The sequence below is a fragment of the Streptomyces sp. NPDC049627 genome (genome assembly GCF_044465645.1).
Classification (GTDB): domain Bacteria; phylum Actinomycetota; class Actinomycetes; order Streptomycetales; family Streptomycetaceae; genus Streptomyces.
Map to the genome: position 1 here is coordinate 267,919 of NZ_JBITLW010000012.1, position 18,387 is coordinate 286,305.

Here is an 18,387-nt window from a genome sequence, read left to right on the forward strand (position 1 = left end):
CTGGGGGGACCGCAGGCCACAAGGGTCTGTCTGGGGGGAGGAACACGGCATGAGAGTCAGCGTTTTCGGGCTCGGCTACGTGGGCTGCGTGTCGGCCGCGTGCCTGGCCAGCATGGGTCACGAGGTCATCGGCGTCGACGTCAACCAGGTGAAGGTCGACCTGGTCAACGACGGCAAGGCCCCGGTGGTCGAGGAGCGGATCGGCGAACTCATCGCCGACGTCGTGCGGACGGGAGCGCTGCGCGCCACCGTCGACGTCCGCGAGGCGATCATGGACAGCGAGATATCGCTGGTCTGCGTGGGCACGCCGTCGGAGCCCAACGGCAGCCTGTGCACCACGTACCTGGAGCGGGTCACCGAGCAGATCGGCGCGGCACTGGCCGAGGGGGCCAAACAGGGGGGCCGGCACACGGTCGTGTTCCGCAGCACCATGCTCCCGGGCACCTGCCTGAACCTGCTGGTGCCGATCCTGGAGAAGTACGTCGGCGGCACGGCCGGAGTGGACGTCGGGGTCGCGGTCAACCCGGAGTTCCTGCGCGAGGGCACGAGCGTGCGGGACTTCTTCGACCCGCCCAAGACCGTCATCGGCGAACTCGACCAGGCAAGCGGCGACGCGGTGTTGGCGCTGTACGACGGCCTGCCCGGCGAGGTGTTCCGGGTGCCGGTCCCGACGGCCGAGGCGATCAAGTACGCGGACAACGCGTTCCACGGCCTCAAGATCGGCTTCGCGAACGAACTGGGCGCGGTGTGCCAGGCCCTCGGGGTCGACTCGCACCAGGTGATGGACGTGTTCCTGGCCGACCGCAAGCTGAACATCAGCCCCGCCTACCTGCGGCCCGGCTTCGCCTTCGGCGGCTCCTGCCTGCCCAAGGACCTGCGCAGCCTGGTCCACGCGGCGCAGCGGGCCGATGTCTCGGTGCCCATCCTCTCCCATGTGCTGCCCTCCAACTCCGACCATCTGCAACGCGCGGTGGACCTGGTCGAGCGCACCGGCAAGCGCCGGATCGGGATGTTCGGGCTGTCCTTCAAACCCGGCACCGACGACCTCCGCGAAAGCCCGCTCGTCGAGCTGGCGGAGCGGCTCTTCGGCAAGGGCTACGACCTCAAGATCTACGACGCCAATGTGAGCCTCTCCCGACTCCTCGGCGCGAACCGCGAGTACATCGAGAGCCGGCTGCCGCACCTCGCGCAGCTCCTCGCCGACTCCGTGGACGAGGTCCTGGAGCACGCCGAGGTGTGCCTGGTCGGGACCAAGGACCCGGCCGTGCTGTCGGCGCTGCCCCATGGCGACGCCCCGGTGATCGTCGACCTCATCCGCCTTCCCGACGCCGAGACGCGCCGGACCGAACCGGGGTACGTGGGCCTTGCTTGGTAACGCAACAACCAGCGGCGACGGGCCGAACCGCCGCGCGCTGATCCTGGTGGAGAACCTGTCGGTGCCGTTCGACCGGCGGGTGTGGCAGGAGTGCACGACGCTGCGCGACGCGGGCTGGGACGTGCACGTCATCTGCCCCCAGGGGGAAAAACGGGACACGGAACCGGAGGCGGTGATCGACGGGGTGCGGATCCACCGCTACCCGTTGCGCGCCGCCACCGGAGGGCCGGCCGGCTATCTGCGGGAGTACGGAACGGCCCTGTGGCACACGCTCCGGCTGGCCCGCAAGGTCGGCCCGGTCCACGTGGTCCACGCCTGCAACCCGCCCGACCTGCTGTTCCTGCCGGCCCTGTGGCTGAAGCGGCGCGGGGCGCGGTTCGTCTTCGACCAGCACGACCTGGTACCCGAGCTGTACCTGTCCCGGTTCGACCGCGGCAAGGATCTGCTCTACCGCGCCGTGTGCGCGCTGGAACGGCGGACCTACCGGGCCGCGGACATCGTGCTCGCCACCAACGAGAGCTACCGGGACGTCGCGATACGCCGCGGTGGTCAGCGGCCGGAGGACGTGTTCGTGGTGCGCAGCGCGCCCCAGGTCGACCGGTTCCAACCGGTGCCGCCGGAGCCGGAGTTGAAGCGCGGCAAGCCTCATCTGCTGTGCTACCTCGGCGTCATGGGCCCGCAGGACGGCGTCGACTACGCCTTGCGCGCCCTCGCGAAGCTGCGCGACGAGGTCGGGCGGACCGACTGGCACGCGGTGTTCGTCGGCGCCGGCGACGCCTTCGACGCGATGGTGGAACTGTCCCGGCGGCTCGGGCTCTCCGATCAGGTGCAGTTCACCGGGCGCATCCCGGACGCCGACCTGGTGCGCTACCTGTCCACCGCGGACGTGTGCCTCTCCCCCGACCCGCGCAATCCGCTCAACGACGTGTCGACCATGAACAAGGTCCTGGAGTACATGGCGATGGGCCGGCCGATCGTCTCGTTCGACCTGCGCGAGGCCCGCGTCTCCGCCGGTGACGCCGCCGTCTACGCGCCCGCCAACGACGAGGCCGCATTCGCCGAGCTCATCACGCTGCTGATGGACGATCCGGAGAAGCGGGCCCGGATGGGCAAGATCGGCCAGGAGCGGATCAGCGGACCGCTCTCCTGGCAGAACTCGCAAGCATCGCTGCTCGCCGCCTACGCCGCCGCCTGCCGTGACCGCACCGCGGTGTCGGCGGGCAACCCGGTCCGCACAGGGAAGAGGCCGCGCAGTTGAGCGATGACACGATACGCCTGGTCACGATCGGGCGGATTCTCCGGCGAAGGCGGCGTTTTCTCGCCGTCCTCGCCCTGGTGGGCGCGCTGGTCGGCTACGGCGCGTCAGTGGTGTTCCCGCCGCGGTACACGACGTCGGCATCGGTCCTGCTGCCGGGGCAGTGGGAGGAGCGCGAGCTGCTGACCCAGGCGGAGATCGCGACCAGTTCGGTGGTGGTCGACCGCGCGGCCGCCGCACTCGACTGGCCCGGGGTCAGCGGCCGCGAGCTGCAGGATCAAGTGAGCGCCACCGCCGCCGACGGCAACATCATCAAGATCTCGGGTACGGCCGACACCCCGGAGCGTGCGCAGCGGCTCTCCGACCAGGTGGCCCAGCAGTTCGTCACCTTCGCCGCGCGGCTCGCCGGCGACACCGCCGACCCCGAATCGGCGGCCGGCCCCGAGGCACTGCGGCGGAAGGTGGAGCAGACCAACCGTCGCATCACCGACCTGGCCGAGGCGGCCGACCCGGGGCGGACCGTGGAGAGCGTGCAGGCCCGAACCGAGCTCGAGAAGCTGCGTACCGCGCTGCAGGAGGCCATGAAGAAGCTGGACGAGGCCGACCCGGCGTCCAACAAGGCCAACATGGTCGTCATGGGGCCGGCGGCCCGGCCGACCGGCGAGGCGGCGCCGACGAGGGTGCAGCTCATCGTCGCCGGGGCGCTGCTGTTCTTCCTGCTCGCGGTCATCGGCCATCTCACCGCCGCACGGATGAGTCGCCGGCTGCGCACCGAACCGGAGATCGCCGCGGCGCTGGGCTCCGCGCTGCTGGGCACCGTCGACGTACCTGGTGAACCGGCCGCGCACCGGCCGAAGGAACTTGGCTCGCGGGCCCGGATCCGCCGGCTCCTGGGCCTCGACACGCGATGGGACCTGCCGAACCCGCAGACGTCCGGCGACGAGGCCGAACGGCGGATCCGCTACCGGCGGGTGTGCGGCCGTCTCCGGGACCAGCTGCCGGCCCCACGGCGGCTGCTGGTTGTCGTACCGGACGGAGACGAGACAGCCCGCCGGGCCGCGGGGCAGCTCGTCGTCGAGGCCGGGAGCGATCCGCTGCTGCGGGTGGTGGACGTTTCGGTGTCCCGGCCGCTGGTGCCGGACCGGGACACCGAGTCCGGTGCCCTGGTGGTGCTCAGCGCGGGCAGCTGGACCGCGGGGGAACTCGCGGGCATCGCCGAGGCGTGTGCGGACGCGGGACATGAGGTCGTCGGCATCGTCGTCGCCGGCACGGTCCGGGCCCGTCCGACGCGGTCTGCCGACCGCCCTTCGGACGAGGCCACTTTGGCGCTCGCCGTTCGCGGCCACGCGACGGGAGGTTCAGTGTGACGACGAACGAGACTGCGGAGTCGTCGGCCTCCGTTCCGCTGCTGGATCTGCAGGCGCTGGTGGTGGCGGTGCGCAGACGCCGCCGCCTGTGGTGCTCCTTGGCGCTGCTCGGGCTGCTGGCGGGCGGGGCGGTGGCGGTCCTGCTGCCGCCGGCGCCGGCCGCGGTGACCAAGGTGCTGGTCGCGCACAAGGAGGACCAGCCGAACGACACCGGCACGCTGATCCGCACCGACGTCGCGCTGCTGCAGACCACGCGGATCGCCGACAAGGCCCTGAAGTCGCTCGACTCCTCCGAGAAACCGGAGGACTTCATGCGGGACTACCGGGGTACCGGCGTGACCAACAACCTGCTGCAGATCGATGTGACGGGTGACAGCGACGCGGAAGCGGTCGCGCGGGCCAAGGCCCTGGCGGACGCGTTCGTCGCGGACCATGTGCGCCGGATGCGGGAGACCGCGAAGGCGGAAACCCAGGCCCTGCTCGACCAGCGTGACCGCATGCGGAAGGAACTCGCCGAGGTCAACGAGGCGATCGGGGACGGACCGCCGCAGAGCGGTCCGGAGGCGTCGGCGAGCATGGAGTCGCTCTTCGCCCGCCGGGCCGAACTCACCTCACGAGTCGCCGACTTCGACCAGCGCGCCGAGGAGGCGCGCATGGGCACGCCCCAGCTCATCGCCGGCACGCAGATCGTGGACGCCCCGCGCGCGGTGCGGCACTCCCTGCCCAAGGCCGCCGTCACCGACGCCGGGATAGGGCTCGTCCTCGGGCTCGTCCTGGGGCTCGCGCTGGCCGCGGTCGGCGCGGTGGTGGCGGACCGCCCCGTGCTGCGCCGGGAGATCGCGGCGCATCTCGGCGCCTCGGTCATCGCGGAGCTGCCCCGTACGCCCCGCCGGCCCGCCGGGCTGTGGCAGCGCCGCAGGACCCGGGCGGCACGCGAACGGCTCACCACGACCCTGGCCCGCGCCGTGCGCGGCTCCGCGGAACCGGTGTCGCTGCTGGAACTGGGCTGTGCGCGCAGCACGAGTGTGATCGCCCTGAACGTCGCCAGGTCCCTGGCGGCGGAAGGGCCGGTGGTCGTCGTCGACGGTCTGCCCGGCGGGCAGCTCGCGGGCCGCCGTCAGAAACCGGGAGACCCGGCCGTGGTCAGCGGCGAGAGTGCCGAGGCCGTGCCGCAGGAGGGGTTCCGGCTCGGCGTCGGCTCGGTCGCGCCCGGCACGGCATGGACCGACCTGCAGTACCTCGGCACGCAGACCGTGCTCGTCGTGCGGGCCGGGCACGGCAGCGCCGCATGGCTGCACACCGTGGCACGGCAACTCGCGGACCAGCGCATCCCGGTGATCGGTGTGGTGCTGATCGACCCCGATCCGCGGGACCGGACCGACGGCACGCTGTGGGACGGGCTGCACATCGCGCTGCGGGGCCAGAGCGAGCGGCTGGCCCGGCAGAACGGTGGGGGTACCTCCCACGCCGTTCAGGCAGTGGGGGACGGCCGGCGGCGGACGGAGCGGCAGCCGATGTGGGCCGCACGGGTCCCGGACAGCGACCAGGAGGCACGGTAGGACATGTGTGGCATCGCAGGCACTTACCGATGGCCGGACGGCAAGGTCGTGACCGACCGGCTCACCGACACCCTCGCCCACCGCGGTCCGGACGGGGCAGGCCGGTACGGCCACCCCGTCGGTGACGGCGAAGTGCAGCTCGGGCACCGCCGGCTGTCCATCATCGACCTGTCCGAGACCGGCGCCCAGCCGATGGTCAAGGACCACCTCGTCCTGACGTACAACGGCGAGCTCTACAACGCGCCCGAACTGCGGGACGAGTTGGAGGCGGCAGGCGTGCGCTTCCGCGGCACGTCCGACACCGAGGTACTCCTCGAGGCCTGGCGGCGCTGGGGCACCGACTGTCTGCCCCGGCTGCGCGGCATGTTCGCCTTCGGGATCTTCGACGAGCGAACCGGTGAACTGGTCCTGGCCCGCGACCAGCTGGGCATCAAGCCGCTGTTCCTGCTCCGGCGCGGGGAGGGCCTGGTCTTCGCCTCCGAGCTGAAGGCACTCGCCACCGCCACCGGCGGCAAGCTGGAGGTGGACGACGCGGCGCTGGTGGCCTCGCTGCTGTACTACTGGGTGCCGGACTCGCGGTGCGCGTTCCGCGAGGCGGAGAAGCTGCCGCCGGGGAGCTGGCTGCGGTGCCGGCCCGACGGCCGGGTGGAGCGCGGCCGGTTCTGGAACCTGAAGGACGTCGCCGCCGAGGGCCGGGAGCGGGCCCGGGCCGGCGAACAGCCGGACCTGGCCGCCATCGTCGAGGAGTCGACCCGGCGCCACCTGCTCTCCGACGTACCGGTGGCGACCTTCCTGTCCGGCGGCCTCGACTCCAGCTACCTGACCGCGCTGGCGGCGCGCCACCAACCAGGCATCTCCGCCTACACGATCGGCTTCCGCGCCGAGGACGCCAGGTTCGAGGCGATGCCGGACGACCTGCGCTACGCCCGGCAGGTGGCCCAGCGGTTCGGTGTCGATCTGCACGAGATCGAGATCGCCCCGAACGTGCTCGACCTGCTGCCCCAGATGACGTACCACCTGGACGAGCCGATCGGCGACCCCGCCGCGATCAACACCTTCCTGATCTGCTCGGCCGCCCGGGAGGCCGGGGTCAAGGTCATGCTCTCGGGGATGGGCGCCGACGAGTTGTTCGCCGGTTACCGCAAGCACCTGGCCAACCTGATCGCACTGCGCTACCAGCGCGTCCCGCGGCCCCTGCGGCGCGGGGTGTCCGCGGCCGTGGACCGGCTGCCGGTCGCAACGAGCCGCCGGGGGTACCGGTCGGTGCGCTTCGCGAAGCGGTTCCTCTCCTTCGCCGATCTGCCGGAGGAGACCGCGTTCCGGCGCAGCTACACCATGTACGACCGGGACGAGCTGCTCGCCCTGGTCGATCCGGACCTGGCGGGGACGGTCGGCGACGTGCTGACCGAGCACGCGGACACCTACCAGGACAACGACCTCGACGACTTCGTCAACCGCATGTGCCTGACCGACGCCCGGATGTTCCTGCCGGGTCTGAACCTCACGTACACGGACCGCTCCAGCATGGCCGCGTCGACCGAGGTCCGGGTGCCGTACGTGGACGTCGAGGTGGTCAAGGCGGCGTTCGCCGTGCCCGGCGACCGCAAGATCGTCGGACGGCAGGGCAAGGCGGTCCTCAAGGAGGCGGCCACCTCGATCCTGCCCCGGGAGATCGTGTACCGGCCCAAGGGCCTGTTCAGCGCCCCGCTGCGGGCCTGGATGAGCCGGGATCTGGCGCCGCTGGTGCGTGAGGTGGTCAACGACGGCGAGCTGGTCCGTTCCGGGTTCCTGCGCCGCGACGCGCTGAAGCGGATGGTCGCCGAGGACGCCACCGGGCAGCAGGACTTCTCGAAGCATCTGTGGCATGTGCTGACCCTCGAGTACTGGTATCGCGACGCGACCTCTGGGTCCGGCCAGAGCACTCGGCAAACGGCTTAGGAATCAGGGGAGTTCGAGTGAAGCAGGTTGTACAGAACTACAAGAGCGGCGAGCTGGCGGTGCTCGACGTTCCGGTGCCGGGGTGCAAGCCGGGCGGTGTGCTGGTCCGCAGTGCCTTCTCGCTGATCTCCACCGGCACCGAGATGATGAAGGTCTCCGAGGCCGGCATGTCGATGCTCGGCAAGGCCCGCTCACGGCCGGACCAGGTGGCCAAGGTCATGCAGAGCGTGGCCACCAACGGGGTGCCCGCCACGTACCGCAAGGTGATGGGCAAGCTGGACTCCTACACGCCGCTGGGCTACTCGCTGTGCGGGGTGGTCGAGCAGGTCGGCGCCGGGATCGACGATGTGAAGGCCGGCGACCTCGTGGCCTGCGCCGGCAACGAGCACGCGTTGCACGCCGAGCTGAACTGGGTGCCGAAGAACCTCTACACCCCGGTGCCGGACGGCCTCGCACCGCGGCACGCGGCCTTCGGCACCGTCGGGTCGATCGCGATGCAGGGCGTCCGCCAGGGCGAGCCGCAGCTCGGCGAGGTGGCTCTCGTCATCGGCCTCGGGCTGATCGGGCAGCTGGTGGTGCAGCTCCTCGCCGCCTCGGGCGTCCGCGTCGTCGGCGCAGACCCCGACCCGGTGCGCTGCGAACTCGCCGAGCGCCTGGGCGCCGCGGCCTGCGGCGATCCCGCGTCAGCGGCCGTGGAGACCGCCGTCGCCGAACTCACCGGCGGTCACGGCGTGGACCAGGTGTACCTGGCCGCCGGCGGCGGCAGCAACCAGCCCGTCGAGCTGGCCGCCAAGCTGTGCCGGGACCGCGGCCGGGTCGTCGACATCGGCAAGTGCCGCCTCGACCTGCCGTGGAACGCGTACTACGAGAAGGAGCTCGACGTCCGGTTCTCCCGGTCGTACGGCCCCGGGCGCTACGACCCGGAGTACGAGCTGGAGGGGCGCGACTACCCGATCGGCTACGTCCGCTGGACCGAGCGCCGCAACCTCGCGTGCTTCCTCGACCTCGCCGCCCGCGGCCGCGTCGACGTGGAGCCCCTGATCTCCCACATCGCCGACTTCGACGACGCCGTCGAGACGTACCGGCGCCTGAAGGACGGCGAACTCAAGGCCGTGGCCGTGCTGTTCCGGTACCCCCAGCAGGAGGGCCAAGCGGAGGAAGCGGCTGCCCCGGCGGTGGCCGTGCCCGCGGTGAACGTGAGGCGGGCGCCGGCCCGGGCCGCCGGGACGCCGGTGCGGCTCGCATTCATCGGCGCCGGGAACTACGCGACGTCGATGCTGCTGCCGCACCTCACCCAGCGCGAGGGCGTCCAGCTGTCGACCGTCGTCACCACCACGGCGCTCTCCGCGGCCAACGCGCAGCGGAAGTTCGGCTTCGCGGAGGCGACCACCGACCTCGACGCCGTGCTCGGCGACAAGTCCATCGACGCGGTGTTCGTCGTCACCCGGCACAGCTCGCACGCCGAACTGACCCGGAAGGCACTGCTGGCCGGCAAGACCGTCTTCGTGGAGAAGCCCCTGGCCCTCACCGAGGACGAGCTGGCCGGCGTCCTCGCTGCGGTGGAGGAGTCCGGCAACGACCGGTTGCAGGTGGGCTTCAACCGCCGGTTCGCGCCGCTGCTGCAGGAAGCCAAGCAGCGGTTCGGCGCCCGGACCGGTCCGGCGAACCTGCGCTACCTGGTCAACGCGGGCCGCCTCGACCACGGCAGCTGGTACCTCCAACAGGGCACCGAGGGCTCGCGGTTCGCCGGCGAGGGCGGGCACTTCATCGACACGGCGAGCTGGCTGCTCGACGCCGACCCGGTCTCGGTGTACGCGGTCGCCCCGTCCGGCAACGAGGACCTGCAGGTCGTGCTGCGCTATCCGGACGGTTCCACCGCCACTGTCAGCTACGTCACCAGCGGCCCGTCCAGCTTCCCCAAGGAGACGCTGGACCTGGTCGCGGACGGCAAGGCACTGCGCCTCGACGACTTCGTCCGTGCCTCGGTGTACGGCCGTAAGAAGTGGGTCAGTTCGCGGCTGCCCAAGGCCCGGGACAAGGGCCAGAACGCCGAGCTGGCCGCGTTCGTCAAGGCCGTGCGGACCGGCGGGCCGATGCCGGTGCCGCTTCAGTCGCTGGTCGCCACCACGGCGGCCACCCTCGCCGTGCCGGCCGGGCTGGCCAGTGGTACGCCGGTGAACTTGGAGCAGGCACGATGACCATGAGCGCGGGCTGGTACCTGCGGCGGCTGTCCCGGATGGGGCCGCAGGAGGTCGCGGGCCGGGTGGCCGACACGGTGCGCAGACGGCGGTGGCGGTCGGCGCGGCCCACCTGCCCGAGCGTGACCGGCGCCCGGTTCACGGCGGTACTGCCCGCCGGGACGATCGCCGCGGTGCCTCCGGAGGCCGCGAAACGGCTCATCGCCGAGGCGGACCGGCTGATGTACGGGCACGCCGAGTTTTTCGGCGTGATCCGCGACGACCTCACCGATCCCGACTGGTGGTACGACCCGAAGACCGGGCGCCGGGCTCCGTTCGGCTACGCCATCGACGTGCCGTACCGCAACGAGGACACGGCCGGGGACATCAAGCAGATCTGGGAACCGTCCCGGCACCAGTACCTCACCCAGCTCGCCGCCGCCTACGCGATCACCGGGGACGAGCGGTACGCCGAGCGTGTGGCAGAGCACCTGCGGTCGTGGTGGGCGGCCAACCCGCCGCTGCGCGGCGTGCACTGGATCAGCGGCATCGAGCTGGGCATCCGGCTGCTGTCCTGGGTGTGGATCCGCCGACTGCTCGACGGCTGGCCGGGCGCGGCCGGGCTGTTCGAGGACAACCCGGTGGCGCTGAACCAGATCTGGCACCACCAGCGCTGGCTGGCCGCCTTCCCCAGCCGGGGATCTTCGGCGAACAACCACGTCATCGCCGAGGCCGCCGGGCAGTTCGCCGCGGCCTGCGCATTCGGCTGGTTCCCCTCCTCGGAGCGCTGGCGGGCCGACGCCCTGCGGTCGCTCGAGCGGCATCTGCGCGGCAACACCTTCCTCTCCGGCCTCAACCGTGAGCTGGCCACCGAGTACCACGGGCTGGTGCTGGAGCTCGGCCTGGCCGCGGTGGCCGAGGCCGATGCCGCAGGCGTGCCGGTCCCCGCGACGGTCCGGCTGGTGCTGCTGCGGATGACCGACGCGCTCGCGGCCATCGTGGACAACCGGCTGCGGCCGCCGCGTCAGGGTGACGCGGACGACGGTCACGGTCTGGTCGTCGACGGTGCGGGCACCGACCGCTGGGCCTCGCTGCTGGCCACCGGGGACGCCGTGTTCGGCCGGCTCCCCTGGTGGCCGGCGGTGACCGGCACCGACGTGCGCACCCCGCTGCTGGCCGCGCTCATCCGGCCGTACGGGAAAGAGGGCACCGCACCGGCCGTGGCCCGCCCGGCGAGCCGACCGGGCCACTTCGCCGATGCGGGCATGACCATCCTGCGCGGCCCGGGAGAGATCTGGTGCCGCTGCGACGGGGGTCCGCACGGCTTCCTGTCCATCGCCGCGCACGCCCACGCGGACGCGCTGTCCGTGGAGGTCAGGCACGACGGGGTCGACGTGCTCGCCGACCCGGGGACGTACTGCTACCACGGGCAGCCCGAGTGGCGGCAGTACTTCCGGTCGACCCTCGGCCACAACACCCTTCAGCTGGACGGCGCCGACCAGTCCGTCTCCGGCGGCCCGTTCCTGTGGACCCGGCATGCCGAGAGCCGCGTCCTGGTCGCGGACACCTCCGACGCGGGGGTGGCCCGCTGGTGTGCCGAGCACGACGGCTACCAGGGCTCCGTGCACCGCCGCCGGGTGGAGCTGACCGCCGCGAGCCAGGAGCTGAGGGTGGTCGACGAGGTGCGCGGCCCGCGTCGGGCCGTGCAGCTGGCGTTCCACCTCGGCCCGGCGATCACCGCGGACCTGACGGGCCATCGGGCCGTGCTCACCTGGACCCGGGACGGCGAGGACCGCTCCGCCGTGCTCGACCTGCCCGGGCAGCTGTCCTGGCGGGCGCATCGTGGCGAGACCGCCCCTCCGCTGGGCTGGTATTCGGCAGGCTTCGGGCGCAAGGAACCCTCCACCACGCTGATCGGCACCGGTTTCACCGACGGCACGGAGGGCTTCACGACCGTGCTCGGGTTCCGCGGCTAGGAGGGCACGTGGTGTTCAACAGACGGCACTGGGCATTGACGGCGGCACCGCTGGCGCTGGCCCTGCTGGCGGCGACCGGCTGTGACAGCATGCCGGGCGCCCGGGCGGCGGAGCCGACCGCTGCGCCGTCCACGTCCGACTCCGCGGCCCGGTCCGTGGCCCGGGTGTGCGCCAAGCCCGCGGCCGGGCCGGCGAAGGCGCCGGCGGGCGCGGTGACGGTCGACCCCGCGAAGGTCGGTGACCTGGCGGCGAAGACCAAGAGCAACCCCCCGAACACCACGTTCTGGCTCCGGCCGGGCACGCACAGACTCGACCCGGACCGCTACGCCCAGGTCATCCCCAAGCAGGGGAACCGCTACCTCGGCGCGCCGGGCGCGGTGCTCGACGGCCGGAAGAAGAACCAGTACGCGTTCGGCGGCACCGCCCGCGACGTCACGATCCGCTATCTGACCGTGCAGCGTTTCGTGGCGCCCCATGACGAGGGCGTGGTCAACCATGACTCGGCCGACGGGTGGGTGATCGAGCACGCGACGATCCAGAACAACTCCGGCGCCGGACTGATGGCCGGTGCCCACCAGCGGGTCCGTGCCAACTGTCTGCGCGAGAACGGGCAGTACGGGCTGAACGCATACAAGCCCACCGGCCGTATCAGCGATCTGGTGGTCGAGGGCAACGAGATCGTGGGCAACAACACCGGCGACTGGGAGCGGCGGCGGGAGGGCTGCGGCTGCACCGGAGGCGTGAAGTTCTGGGCCGTGAACGGCGCCGACGTGCGCGGCAACTGGGTGCACGACAACCGCGGAACCGGGTTGTGGGCCGACACCAACAACAACGACTTCCGCTTCGAGGACAACGTGCTCGAGGCCAACGACGGTGCCGCGCTGATCTACGAGACCAGCTACAACGCGGTCATCCGGAACAACACGATCCGGCGGAACAACTGGGTCGAGGGCCGCAGGCAGGCCGACCGCGGCGACACCTTCCCGTTCGCGACCGTCTATGTGTCCGAGTCCGGCGGCGAACCACGGATCCGGGCCCGCACGGACAAGATCGAGATCTACGGGAACGTGCTGGAGAACAACTGGTCCGGAATCACGCTGTGGGAGAACGCCGACCGGTTCTGCAACAGCCCGGCCAACACCTCGTCCGGTGACTGCACGTTGCTGGTGAAGAAGACCGCCCGCTGCGCCCGGCCGGCGATCGCCGAAGCACCGCTCTACGCCGACTGCCGGTGGAAGACCCAGCGGGTGGACATCCACAACAACCGCTTCGTGCTGGACAAGTCCGTCGTCGACTGCACGGTCAAGTGCGACCGGATGGCGGTGCTGGCCAACTACGGCACCTATCCGGACTGGTCGCCGTACAAGGGCGAGCGGGTGGCCGAGGCGATCACCGGCAAGCAGCACAACCGCTGGCACGACAACGTCTACATCGGACCGTGGGAGTTCGTCGTCCACGACGCGAGCCGGACGCTCGACCCCGGCCAGTGGCAGGGCGCGCCGTACCAGCAGGACGCGGGCAGCACCTTCCGCGCACGGGACGGTGGTTGAGATGACGGCGGACCACACGCCGAAGATCGTCGGGACGGTCTGGGGACTGCTGGTCCTCAACACGCTCGGCTCCGCCGGGGCGAAGACCATCGTCCCGCTGCCCCGGTCCCTCATCCAGATGGTCACCATGGGCTCGCTGGTCGCCGCGTTCACGCTGGCGCTCGCGCTCAATCTCCGGCTGCGCATCCGACCCAGCGCCTACTTGTTGCTGCTCACTCTGCTGCTGGTGCCGAGCGTCGTCTCCAGCGCGGATCTGGAGTCCGGGTTCGGCGCGCTGTTCCGCTGCGCCCGGCTGGCTCTCTTCGTCGGCACGCTGTGGCTGCTCAGCCGCTGGTGGGACGGCGGCCTGACGTTCGTGCGGCACCACATCCGGATGTACTTCGCGGTGCTCGGGTCGGTGGCCGCCGGCCTGGTCGTCTCACCGGGCGCCGCCCTGCCCGAGCTCTACGGCGGGCGGCTGGTCGGCGCGTTGTGGCCGCTCACCCCGCCGCAGATCGGACAGTACGCCGCGGTGATCACCGGGCTCACCGTGCTGCTCCTCCTGGGCCGCCGGACGGATCGGACCGGCGCGGCGGTGGTCATCGTGCCGTCGCTCGTCCTGCTCGCGCTCACCCATACCCGGACGGCCACGCTCGGCCTGCTCATCGGCCTGGCGCTGGCGATCGGCTCGCTCATCCTGACCAGCGCCGCCGCCCGCCGGTTCTTCGCCTGGTCGGTGCTGTGCGCCGCCGTGGCCGCGGTCGCGCTCGGCTCCGTGCTGCAGGCGTGGTTCCTGCGCGGACAGAGCAAGGAGAACTTCTCCAGCCTCACCGGTCGGGCCAAGGTCTGGGACGCCCTGCTGGCGGCACCGCGGACGACCGGGGAGCAGTTGTTCGGCACGGGCCTGGGCGACAAGTCGTTCGGCGGGCTCCCGATCGACAACAGCTGGCTGGCCGTCTACAACGAGCAGGGTCTGATCGGCGTCAGCCTCGTCGCGGCGTTCATCGTCGTGCTGGGCGGCGTCGCGCTGCTGCGGCCGCCGTCGCTGCAGCGGGCCTGCGCGATCTTCCTGATCAGCTACTGCGCGATCGCGTCGTACACCGAGGCCGGTCTCGGCGACGCCTCGCCGTATCTGCTGCATCTCGCCCTGGCCGCCTCGCTGTTGGCGGCGCCCGCTACGGCGACTTCCGTCCCTACGACGACGCCCGGAGTCCCTCGACTCTCGACGCCCGAAGTACCTCGCCAACGCATCCCGCGCTGGGCCCGTAGATCGGAGGTGACCTGAGCATGCACGTCCTCGTGGTGCACAACCGCTACGCCTCGGCGCAGCCGAGCGGGGAGAACAAGGTCGTCGACCAGGAGGTGGAGCTGCTGCGCGCGGCCGGCCACCGGGTCGAGGTGTTCGAGCGGCGCAGCGACGACATCGCCACCATGTCCCTCCTCGACAAGGTCGCGGTGCCGCTGCGGGTGCCGTGGAACGCGGCGGTCCGCACGGAGCTCGCCGCCAGGCTGCGCAGCGAGCGGCCGGACATCGTCCACGTCCACAACGTCTTCCCGCTCCTGTCGCCCGCGGTCCTCGCCGCCTGCGCCGACGCCGGTGTGCCCGCCGTCGCCACCCTGCACAACTACACCCAGGTCTGCCCGCCCGGCACACTCCAGCGGGACGGCCGGCCGTGCACCGAGTGCGTCGGATCCACGGTGCCGCTGCCCGCCGTCCGGCACGGCTGCTACCGCGGCTCCCGCCTCGCGACGGTGCCGCTCGCGGTCAGCATGTCGGTCAACCGGCGGCGGTGGTGGTCGGGCGTGGAGCGGTTCCTCTGCATCTCCGCGGCGCAGCGCGACGTCCTGGTGCGGGCCGGCATGCCGGCCGAACGGCTGGCGGTGAAGCACAACTTCGTGCCCGACCCGGACGACCGCCGGGAGGGCGAAGGCGAGCACCTGCTCTACCTCGGCCGGCTCGCGGAGGCCAAGGGCGTACGGCTCCTCATGGCCGCGTGGGACGAGCTCGCGGCGAGCGGCGGGGTGGGTGTGCCGCTGGTGATCGCCGGCACGGGGCCACTGGAGGCGGAGGTGACCGCCTGGGCGGCGGGCCGGGACGACGTGCGCTACGTCGGCCTGCTGGACACGGCGGAGTGCCGGAAGGCCCTCGCCCGATCGGTCGCCGTGGTGGCTCCGTCGACGTGGCTGGAGGCGTTCGGGCTGGTGGTCGTGGAGGCGATGGCGGCGGGGGTCCCGGTCGTCGCCGCCGGTCACGGTGCCTTCGTCGAGCTCGTCGAGGACGGCGTGACCGGGCTGCTGCACCGGCCGGGCGAGGCCGCCTCGCTCGCGTCCTGCCTTCGCGGGATCGCGGCCGAGCCGGACCGCAACCGGGAGATGGGCCGGGCGGCCCGGCTCCGTTACGAACAGGGTTTCAGCCCGGCGGTCGGCCTCGACCGCCTGGTTGACGAGTACCGCACCGCGATCGCGGGGCGGTCAGCACTGGCTCGCGGCGGGGACACCCGCGCGAGCAGGGGGGATGGGGACAGTAGATGACACGATGCCGACTGTGCGGCTCGGAGGCGATGGCGAGCGTCGTCGACCTCGGGGCGACGCCACCATGTGAGAGCTTTCTCGCCGCGGACCAACTGGACCAGCCGGAGCCCGCGTACCCGCTGCACCTGCGGGTCTGCACCGACTGCTGGCTGGCGCAGATCCCGCCGCTGATCAAGCCGGAGGAGACGTTCACGGAGTACGCGTACTTCTCCTCCTACTCGACCTCCTGGGTGGAGCACGCGCGCACGTTCGTCGCCGACGCCGTGGAGCGGGTGGGACTCGGCACCGACGGCTCCGACGCCTTCGTGGTCGAGGTCGCGAGCAACGACGGGTACCTGCTGAAGCACGTGGTGGACCGGGGAATCCGCTGCCTGGGCATCGAGCCGTCGGTGAACGTCGGCGCGGCGGCACGGGACAAGGGCGTGCCCACACTCACGGAGTTCCTGAGCCCTCAGACCGGCGCGGCCGTCCGCGCCGAGCACGGCCCGGCGAACCTGGTCGTGGCCAACAACGTGTACGCGCACATCCCCGACGTGATCGGGTTCACCCAGGGGCTGCGCGCCCTGGTCGCCGACGACGGCTGGGTCTCCATCGAGGTGCAGCACCTGCTGACCCTGATCGAGGAGAACCAGTACGACACGATCTACCACGAGCACTTCCAGTACTACACGGTCGCCTCCGCGATCCGGGCGCTGGCGAGCGGCGGACTGACGCTCGTGGACGTCGAGTTGCTGCCCACGCACGGCGGCTCCATCCGGCTGTGGGCCCGGCCGGCCGAGGTGGCCGGCGAGCCGACGCAGCGGGTGACCGACGTACTGGCCCGGGAGAAGGCGGCCGGGCTGCAGGAGCTGTCCGGGTACACCGAGTTCTCCGCGCGGGTGGCCAAGGTGCGCCGGGACCTCCTCAAGTTCCTCATCGAGGCGGCCGAGCGCGGCGAGACGGTCGTCGGCTACGGCGCCCCCGGCAAGGGCAACACCCTGCTCAACCACTGCGGCATCCGGCCCGACCTGCTCGCGTACACGGTCGACCGCAACCCGTACAAGCACGGCAGGTTCACCCCGGGCACCCGCATCCCGATCCTGCCGCCCGAGCAGATCGCCGCCGACAAACCGGACTACGTCCTCGTCCTCCCGTGGAACCTGCGGGCCGAGCTGACCGAGCAGCTCTCCTTCGTGCACGAGTGGGGCGGCCGGCTGGTCTTCCCCATCCCGGAACTGAGCATTGTCGAGGTCACGCGATGAAGGTCGTCCTGTTCTGCGGCGGTTACGGAATGCGGATGCGCAGCGGCGCCGCGGACGACGTGCCCAAGCCGATGGCGATGGTCGGCCCCAGGCCGCTGATCTGGCATGTCATGCGCTACTACGCGCACTTCGGGCACAAGGAGTTCATCCTGTGCCTCGGCTACGGCGCCCACCACATCAAGGACTTCTTCCTCAACTACGAGGAGACGACGTCCAACGACTTCGTGCTGCGCAAGGGGCAGACCGAGCTGCTGTCCACCGACATCGCCGACTGGACCATCACGTTCGCGCAGACCGGCATCGAGTCCCCGATCGGCGAGCGGCTGCGCCGGGTGCGCCACCACCTGGACGGCGACGAGATGTTCCTCGCCAACTATGCCGACGTCCTCACCGACGCCCCGCTGCCCGAGATGATCGAGAACTTCGCGCGGCGTGACGCCGGGGCGTCGATGATGGTGGTGCCGCCGCAGTCGTCGTTCCACTGCGTGGACCTGGGCGAGGACGGCCTGGTGGGGGGCATCACCGCGGTGAGCGACATGCCGCTGTGGGAGAACGGCGGCTACTTCGTGCTCCGCCAGGAGGTCTTCGACCACATCCCGGAGAACGGGGACCTGGTCGCCGACGGATGCGCCCAACTGGCCAAGCGGGGCCGCCTGGTGGCGCACCAGCACCGCGGCTTCTGGAAGCCGACCGACACCGTGAAGGAACGGGCCGCGCTCGACGAGGCCTACGCCCGGGGCGACCGCCCGTGGGCCGTGTGGGAACACGACAGCGCGGCGGTGAGCGCGTGATCCGGCTCGGAGCCGGGCAGCGCCCGGACCGGATCGTCGCGGTGGGCGCGCACTGCGACGACATCGCCATCGGCGCCGGCGGCACCCTCCTGACGCTGTGCCACGCCCGGCCGGGCCTCCGCGTCGACGCGCTGGTGCTCTCCGGCGGCGGCACCGAGCGGGAGCAGGAGGAGGAGGCCGCCCTCGCCGCCTTCTGCCCGGGCGCCGACCTGCGGCTGACCGTGCACAAGCTGCCGGACGGCCGACTGCCCGTGCACTGGGACGAGGCCAAGGCCGCGGTCGAGGAACTGCGCGCGCAGACCGACCCGGACCTGGTCCTGGCCCCGCGCACCGACGACGCCCACCAGGACCACCGCGGCCTGGCGCAGCTGATACCCACCGCGTTCCGCGACCACCTGGTCCTCGGCTACGAGATCGTCAAGTGGGACGGCGACCTCGGCCGGATGGCCGCCTACCAGCCGCTGACGCCGGAGATCGCCGAACAGAAGGTACGGCTGCTGCAGGAGCACTACCCCTCGCAGCGGCACCGGCCCTGGTACGACCGCGAAGCCTTCCTCGGGCTGGCACGGATCCGCGGCATCGAATGCCACGAGCGATACGCCGAGGCGTTCGCCGTCACCAAACTCACGCTCAACCTGGGGGGTTGA

Annotated in this window: 13 protein-coding genes; all 13 read left to right on the forward strand. The window is 71.6% G+C overall.

From position 1 onward, the window contains the following. Positions 1 to 49: 49 nt before the first annotated feature. The 13 genes from ACIBU0_RS31140 to ACIBU0_RS31200 are packed head-to-tail and all read left to right on the forward strand — an operon-like array spanning position 50 to position 18,387. A complete protein-coding gene (locus ACIBU0_RS31140; protein WP_398825057.1) occupies positions 50 to 1,375 on the forward strand; it encodes a nucleotide sugar dehydrogenase in 1,326 nt (441 codons plus the stop codon). Further along, positions 1,365 to 2,633 carry a glycosyltransferase family 4 protein gene (locus ACIBU0_RS31145; protein WP_398825059.1) on the forward strand — a complete coding sequence of 423 codons (1,269 nt, stop codon included), beginning with the start codon at positions 1,365 to 1,367 and terminating at the stop codon, positions 2,631 to 2,633. The genes ACIBU0_RS31140 and ACIBU0_RS31145 overlap by 11 nt, the downstream gene beginning before the upstream one ends. Next, on the forward strand, positions 2,630 to 3,997 hold the full coding sequence (locus ACIBU0_RS31150; protein WP_398825061.1) for a Wzz/FepE/Etk N-terminal domain-containing protein: 1,368 nt from the start codon (positions 2,630 to 2,632) through the stop codon (positions 3,995 to 3,997). Before ACIBU0_RS31145 ends, ACIBU0_RS31150 begins: the two co-directional genes overlap by 4 nt. Further along, the gene (locus ACIBU0_RS31155; protein WP_398825063.1) at positions 3,994 to 5,556 is read left to right on the forward strand and encodes a Wzz/FepE/Etk N-terminal domain-containing protein; all 1,563 of its coding nucleotides are present in this window, start codon (positions 3,994 to 3,996) and stop codon (positions 5,554 to 5,556) included. The genes ACIBU0_RS31150 and ACIBU0_RS31155 overlap by 4 nt, the downstream gene beginning before the upstream one ends. A gap of 3 nt (positions 5,557 to 5,559) precedes the next feature. Then, positions 5,560 to 7,494, forward strand: coding sequence for an asparagine synthase (glutamine-hydrolyzing) (gene asnB / locus ACIBU0_RS31160; protein ID WP_398825065.1), 1,935 nt, complete (start codon positions 5,560 to 5,562; stop codon positions 7,492 to 7,494). Positions 7,495 to 7,511: 17 nt separating this feature from the next. Further along, entirely contained in the window at positions 7,512 to 9,692 is a 2,181-nt protein-coding gene (locus tag ACIBU0_RS31165) for a bi-domain-containing oxidoreductase (RefSeq protein WP_398825067.1), read from the forward strand. Next, positions 9,689 to 11,647 carry an alginate lyase family protein gene (locus ACIBU0_RS31170; RefSeq protein WP_398825069.1) on the forward strand — a complete coding sequence of 653 codons (1,959 nt, stop codon included), beginning with the start codon at positions 9,689 to 9,691 and terminating at the stop codon, positions 11,645 to 11,647. Before ACIBU0_RS31165 ends, ACIBU0_RS31170 begins: the two co-directional genes overlap by 4 nt. Positions 11,648 to 11,655: 8 nt before the next feature. Beyond that, positions 11,656 to 13,197, forward strand: coding sequence for a right-handed parallel beta-helix repeat-containing protein (locus ACIBU0_RS31175; protein ID WP_398825071.1), 1,542 nt, complete (start codon positions 11,656 to 11,658; stop codon positions 13,195 to 13,197). Position 13,198: 1 nt separating this feature from the next. Further along, complete coding sequence (locus ACIBU0_RS31180; protein ID WP_398825073.1) at positions 13,199 to 14,461, forward strand: O-antigen ligase domain-containing protein; 1,263 nt, start codon at positions 13,199 to 13,201, stop codon at positions 14,459 to 14,461. A gap of 2 nt (positions 14,462 to 14,463) precedes the next feature. Further along, complete coding sequence (locus ACIBU0_RS31185) at positions 14,464 to 15,708, forward strand: glycosyltransferase (RefSeq protein ID WP_398825075.1); 1,245 nt, start codon at positions 14,464 to 14,466, stop codon at positions 15,706 to 15,708. Next, positions 15,705 to 16,949, forward strand: coding sequence for a class I SAM-dependent methyltransferase (locus ACIBU0_RS31190; protein ID WP_398825077.1), 1,245 nt, complete (start codon positions 15,705 to 15,707; stop codon positions 16,947 to 16,949). The genes ACIBU0_RS31185 and ACIBU0_RS31190 overlap by 4 nt, the downstream gene beginning before the upstream one ends. Continuing rightward, complete coding sequence (locus tag ACIBU0_RS31195) at positions 16,946 to 17,740, forward strand: glucose-1-phosphate cytidylyltransferase (RefSeq protein WP_398825079.1); 795 nt, start codon at positions 16,946 to 16,948, stop codon at positions 17,738 to 17,740. Before ACIBU0_RS31190 ends, ACIBU0_RS31195 begins: the two co-directional genes overlap by 4 nt. Continuing rightward, positions 17,737 to 18,387 (forward strand): PIG-L deacetylase family protein, encoded by a 651-nt coding sequence (locus tag ACIBU0_RS31200; protein WP_398825081.1) that lies wholly within the window; start codon positions 17,737 to 17,739, stop codon positions 18,385 to 18,387. Before ACIBU0_RS31195 ends, ACIBU0_RS31200 begins: the two co-directional genes overlap by 4 nt.

Excerpts from the sequence above, each read along its gene's own strand:
- asnB (WP_398825065.1), top strand. The coding sequence starts at position 5,560 with ATGTGTGGCATCGCAGGCACTTACCGATGGCCGGACGGCAAGGTCGTG.
- ACIBU0_RS31185 (WP_398825075.1), top strand. The coding sequence starts at position 14,464 with ATGCACGTCCTCGTGGTGCACAACCGCTACGCCTCGGCGCAGCCGAGC.
- ACIBU0_RS31180 (WP_398825073.1), top strand. The coding sequence starts at position 13,199 with ATGACGGCGGACCACACGCCGAAGATCGTCGGGACGGTCTGGGGACTG.
- ACIBU0_RS31170 (WP_398825069.1), top strand. The coding sequence starts at position 9,689 with ATGACCATGAGCGCGGGCTGGTACCTGCGGCGGCTGTCCCGGATGGGG.
- ACIBU0_RS31140 (WP_398825057.1), top strand. The coding sequence starts at position 50 with ATGAGAGTCAGCGTTTTCGGGCTCGGCTACGTGGGCTGCGTGTCGGCC.
- ACIBU0_RS31195 (WP_398825079.1), top strand. The coding sequence starts at position 16,946 with ATGAAGGTCGTCCTGTTCTGCGGCGGTTACGGAATGCGGATGCGCAGC.
- ACIBU0_RS31190 (WP_398825077.1), top strand. The coding sequence starts at position 15,705 with ATGACACGATGCCGACTGTGCGGCTCGGAGGCGATGGCGAGCGTCGTC.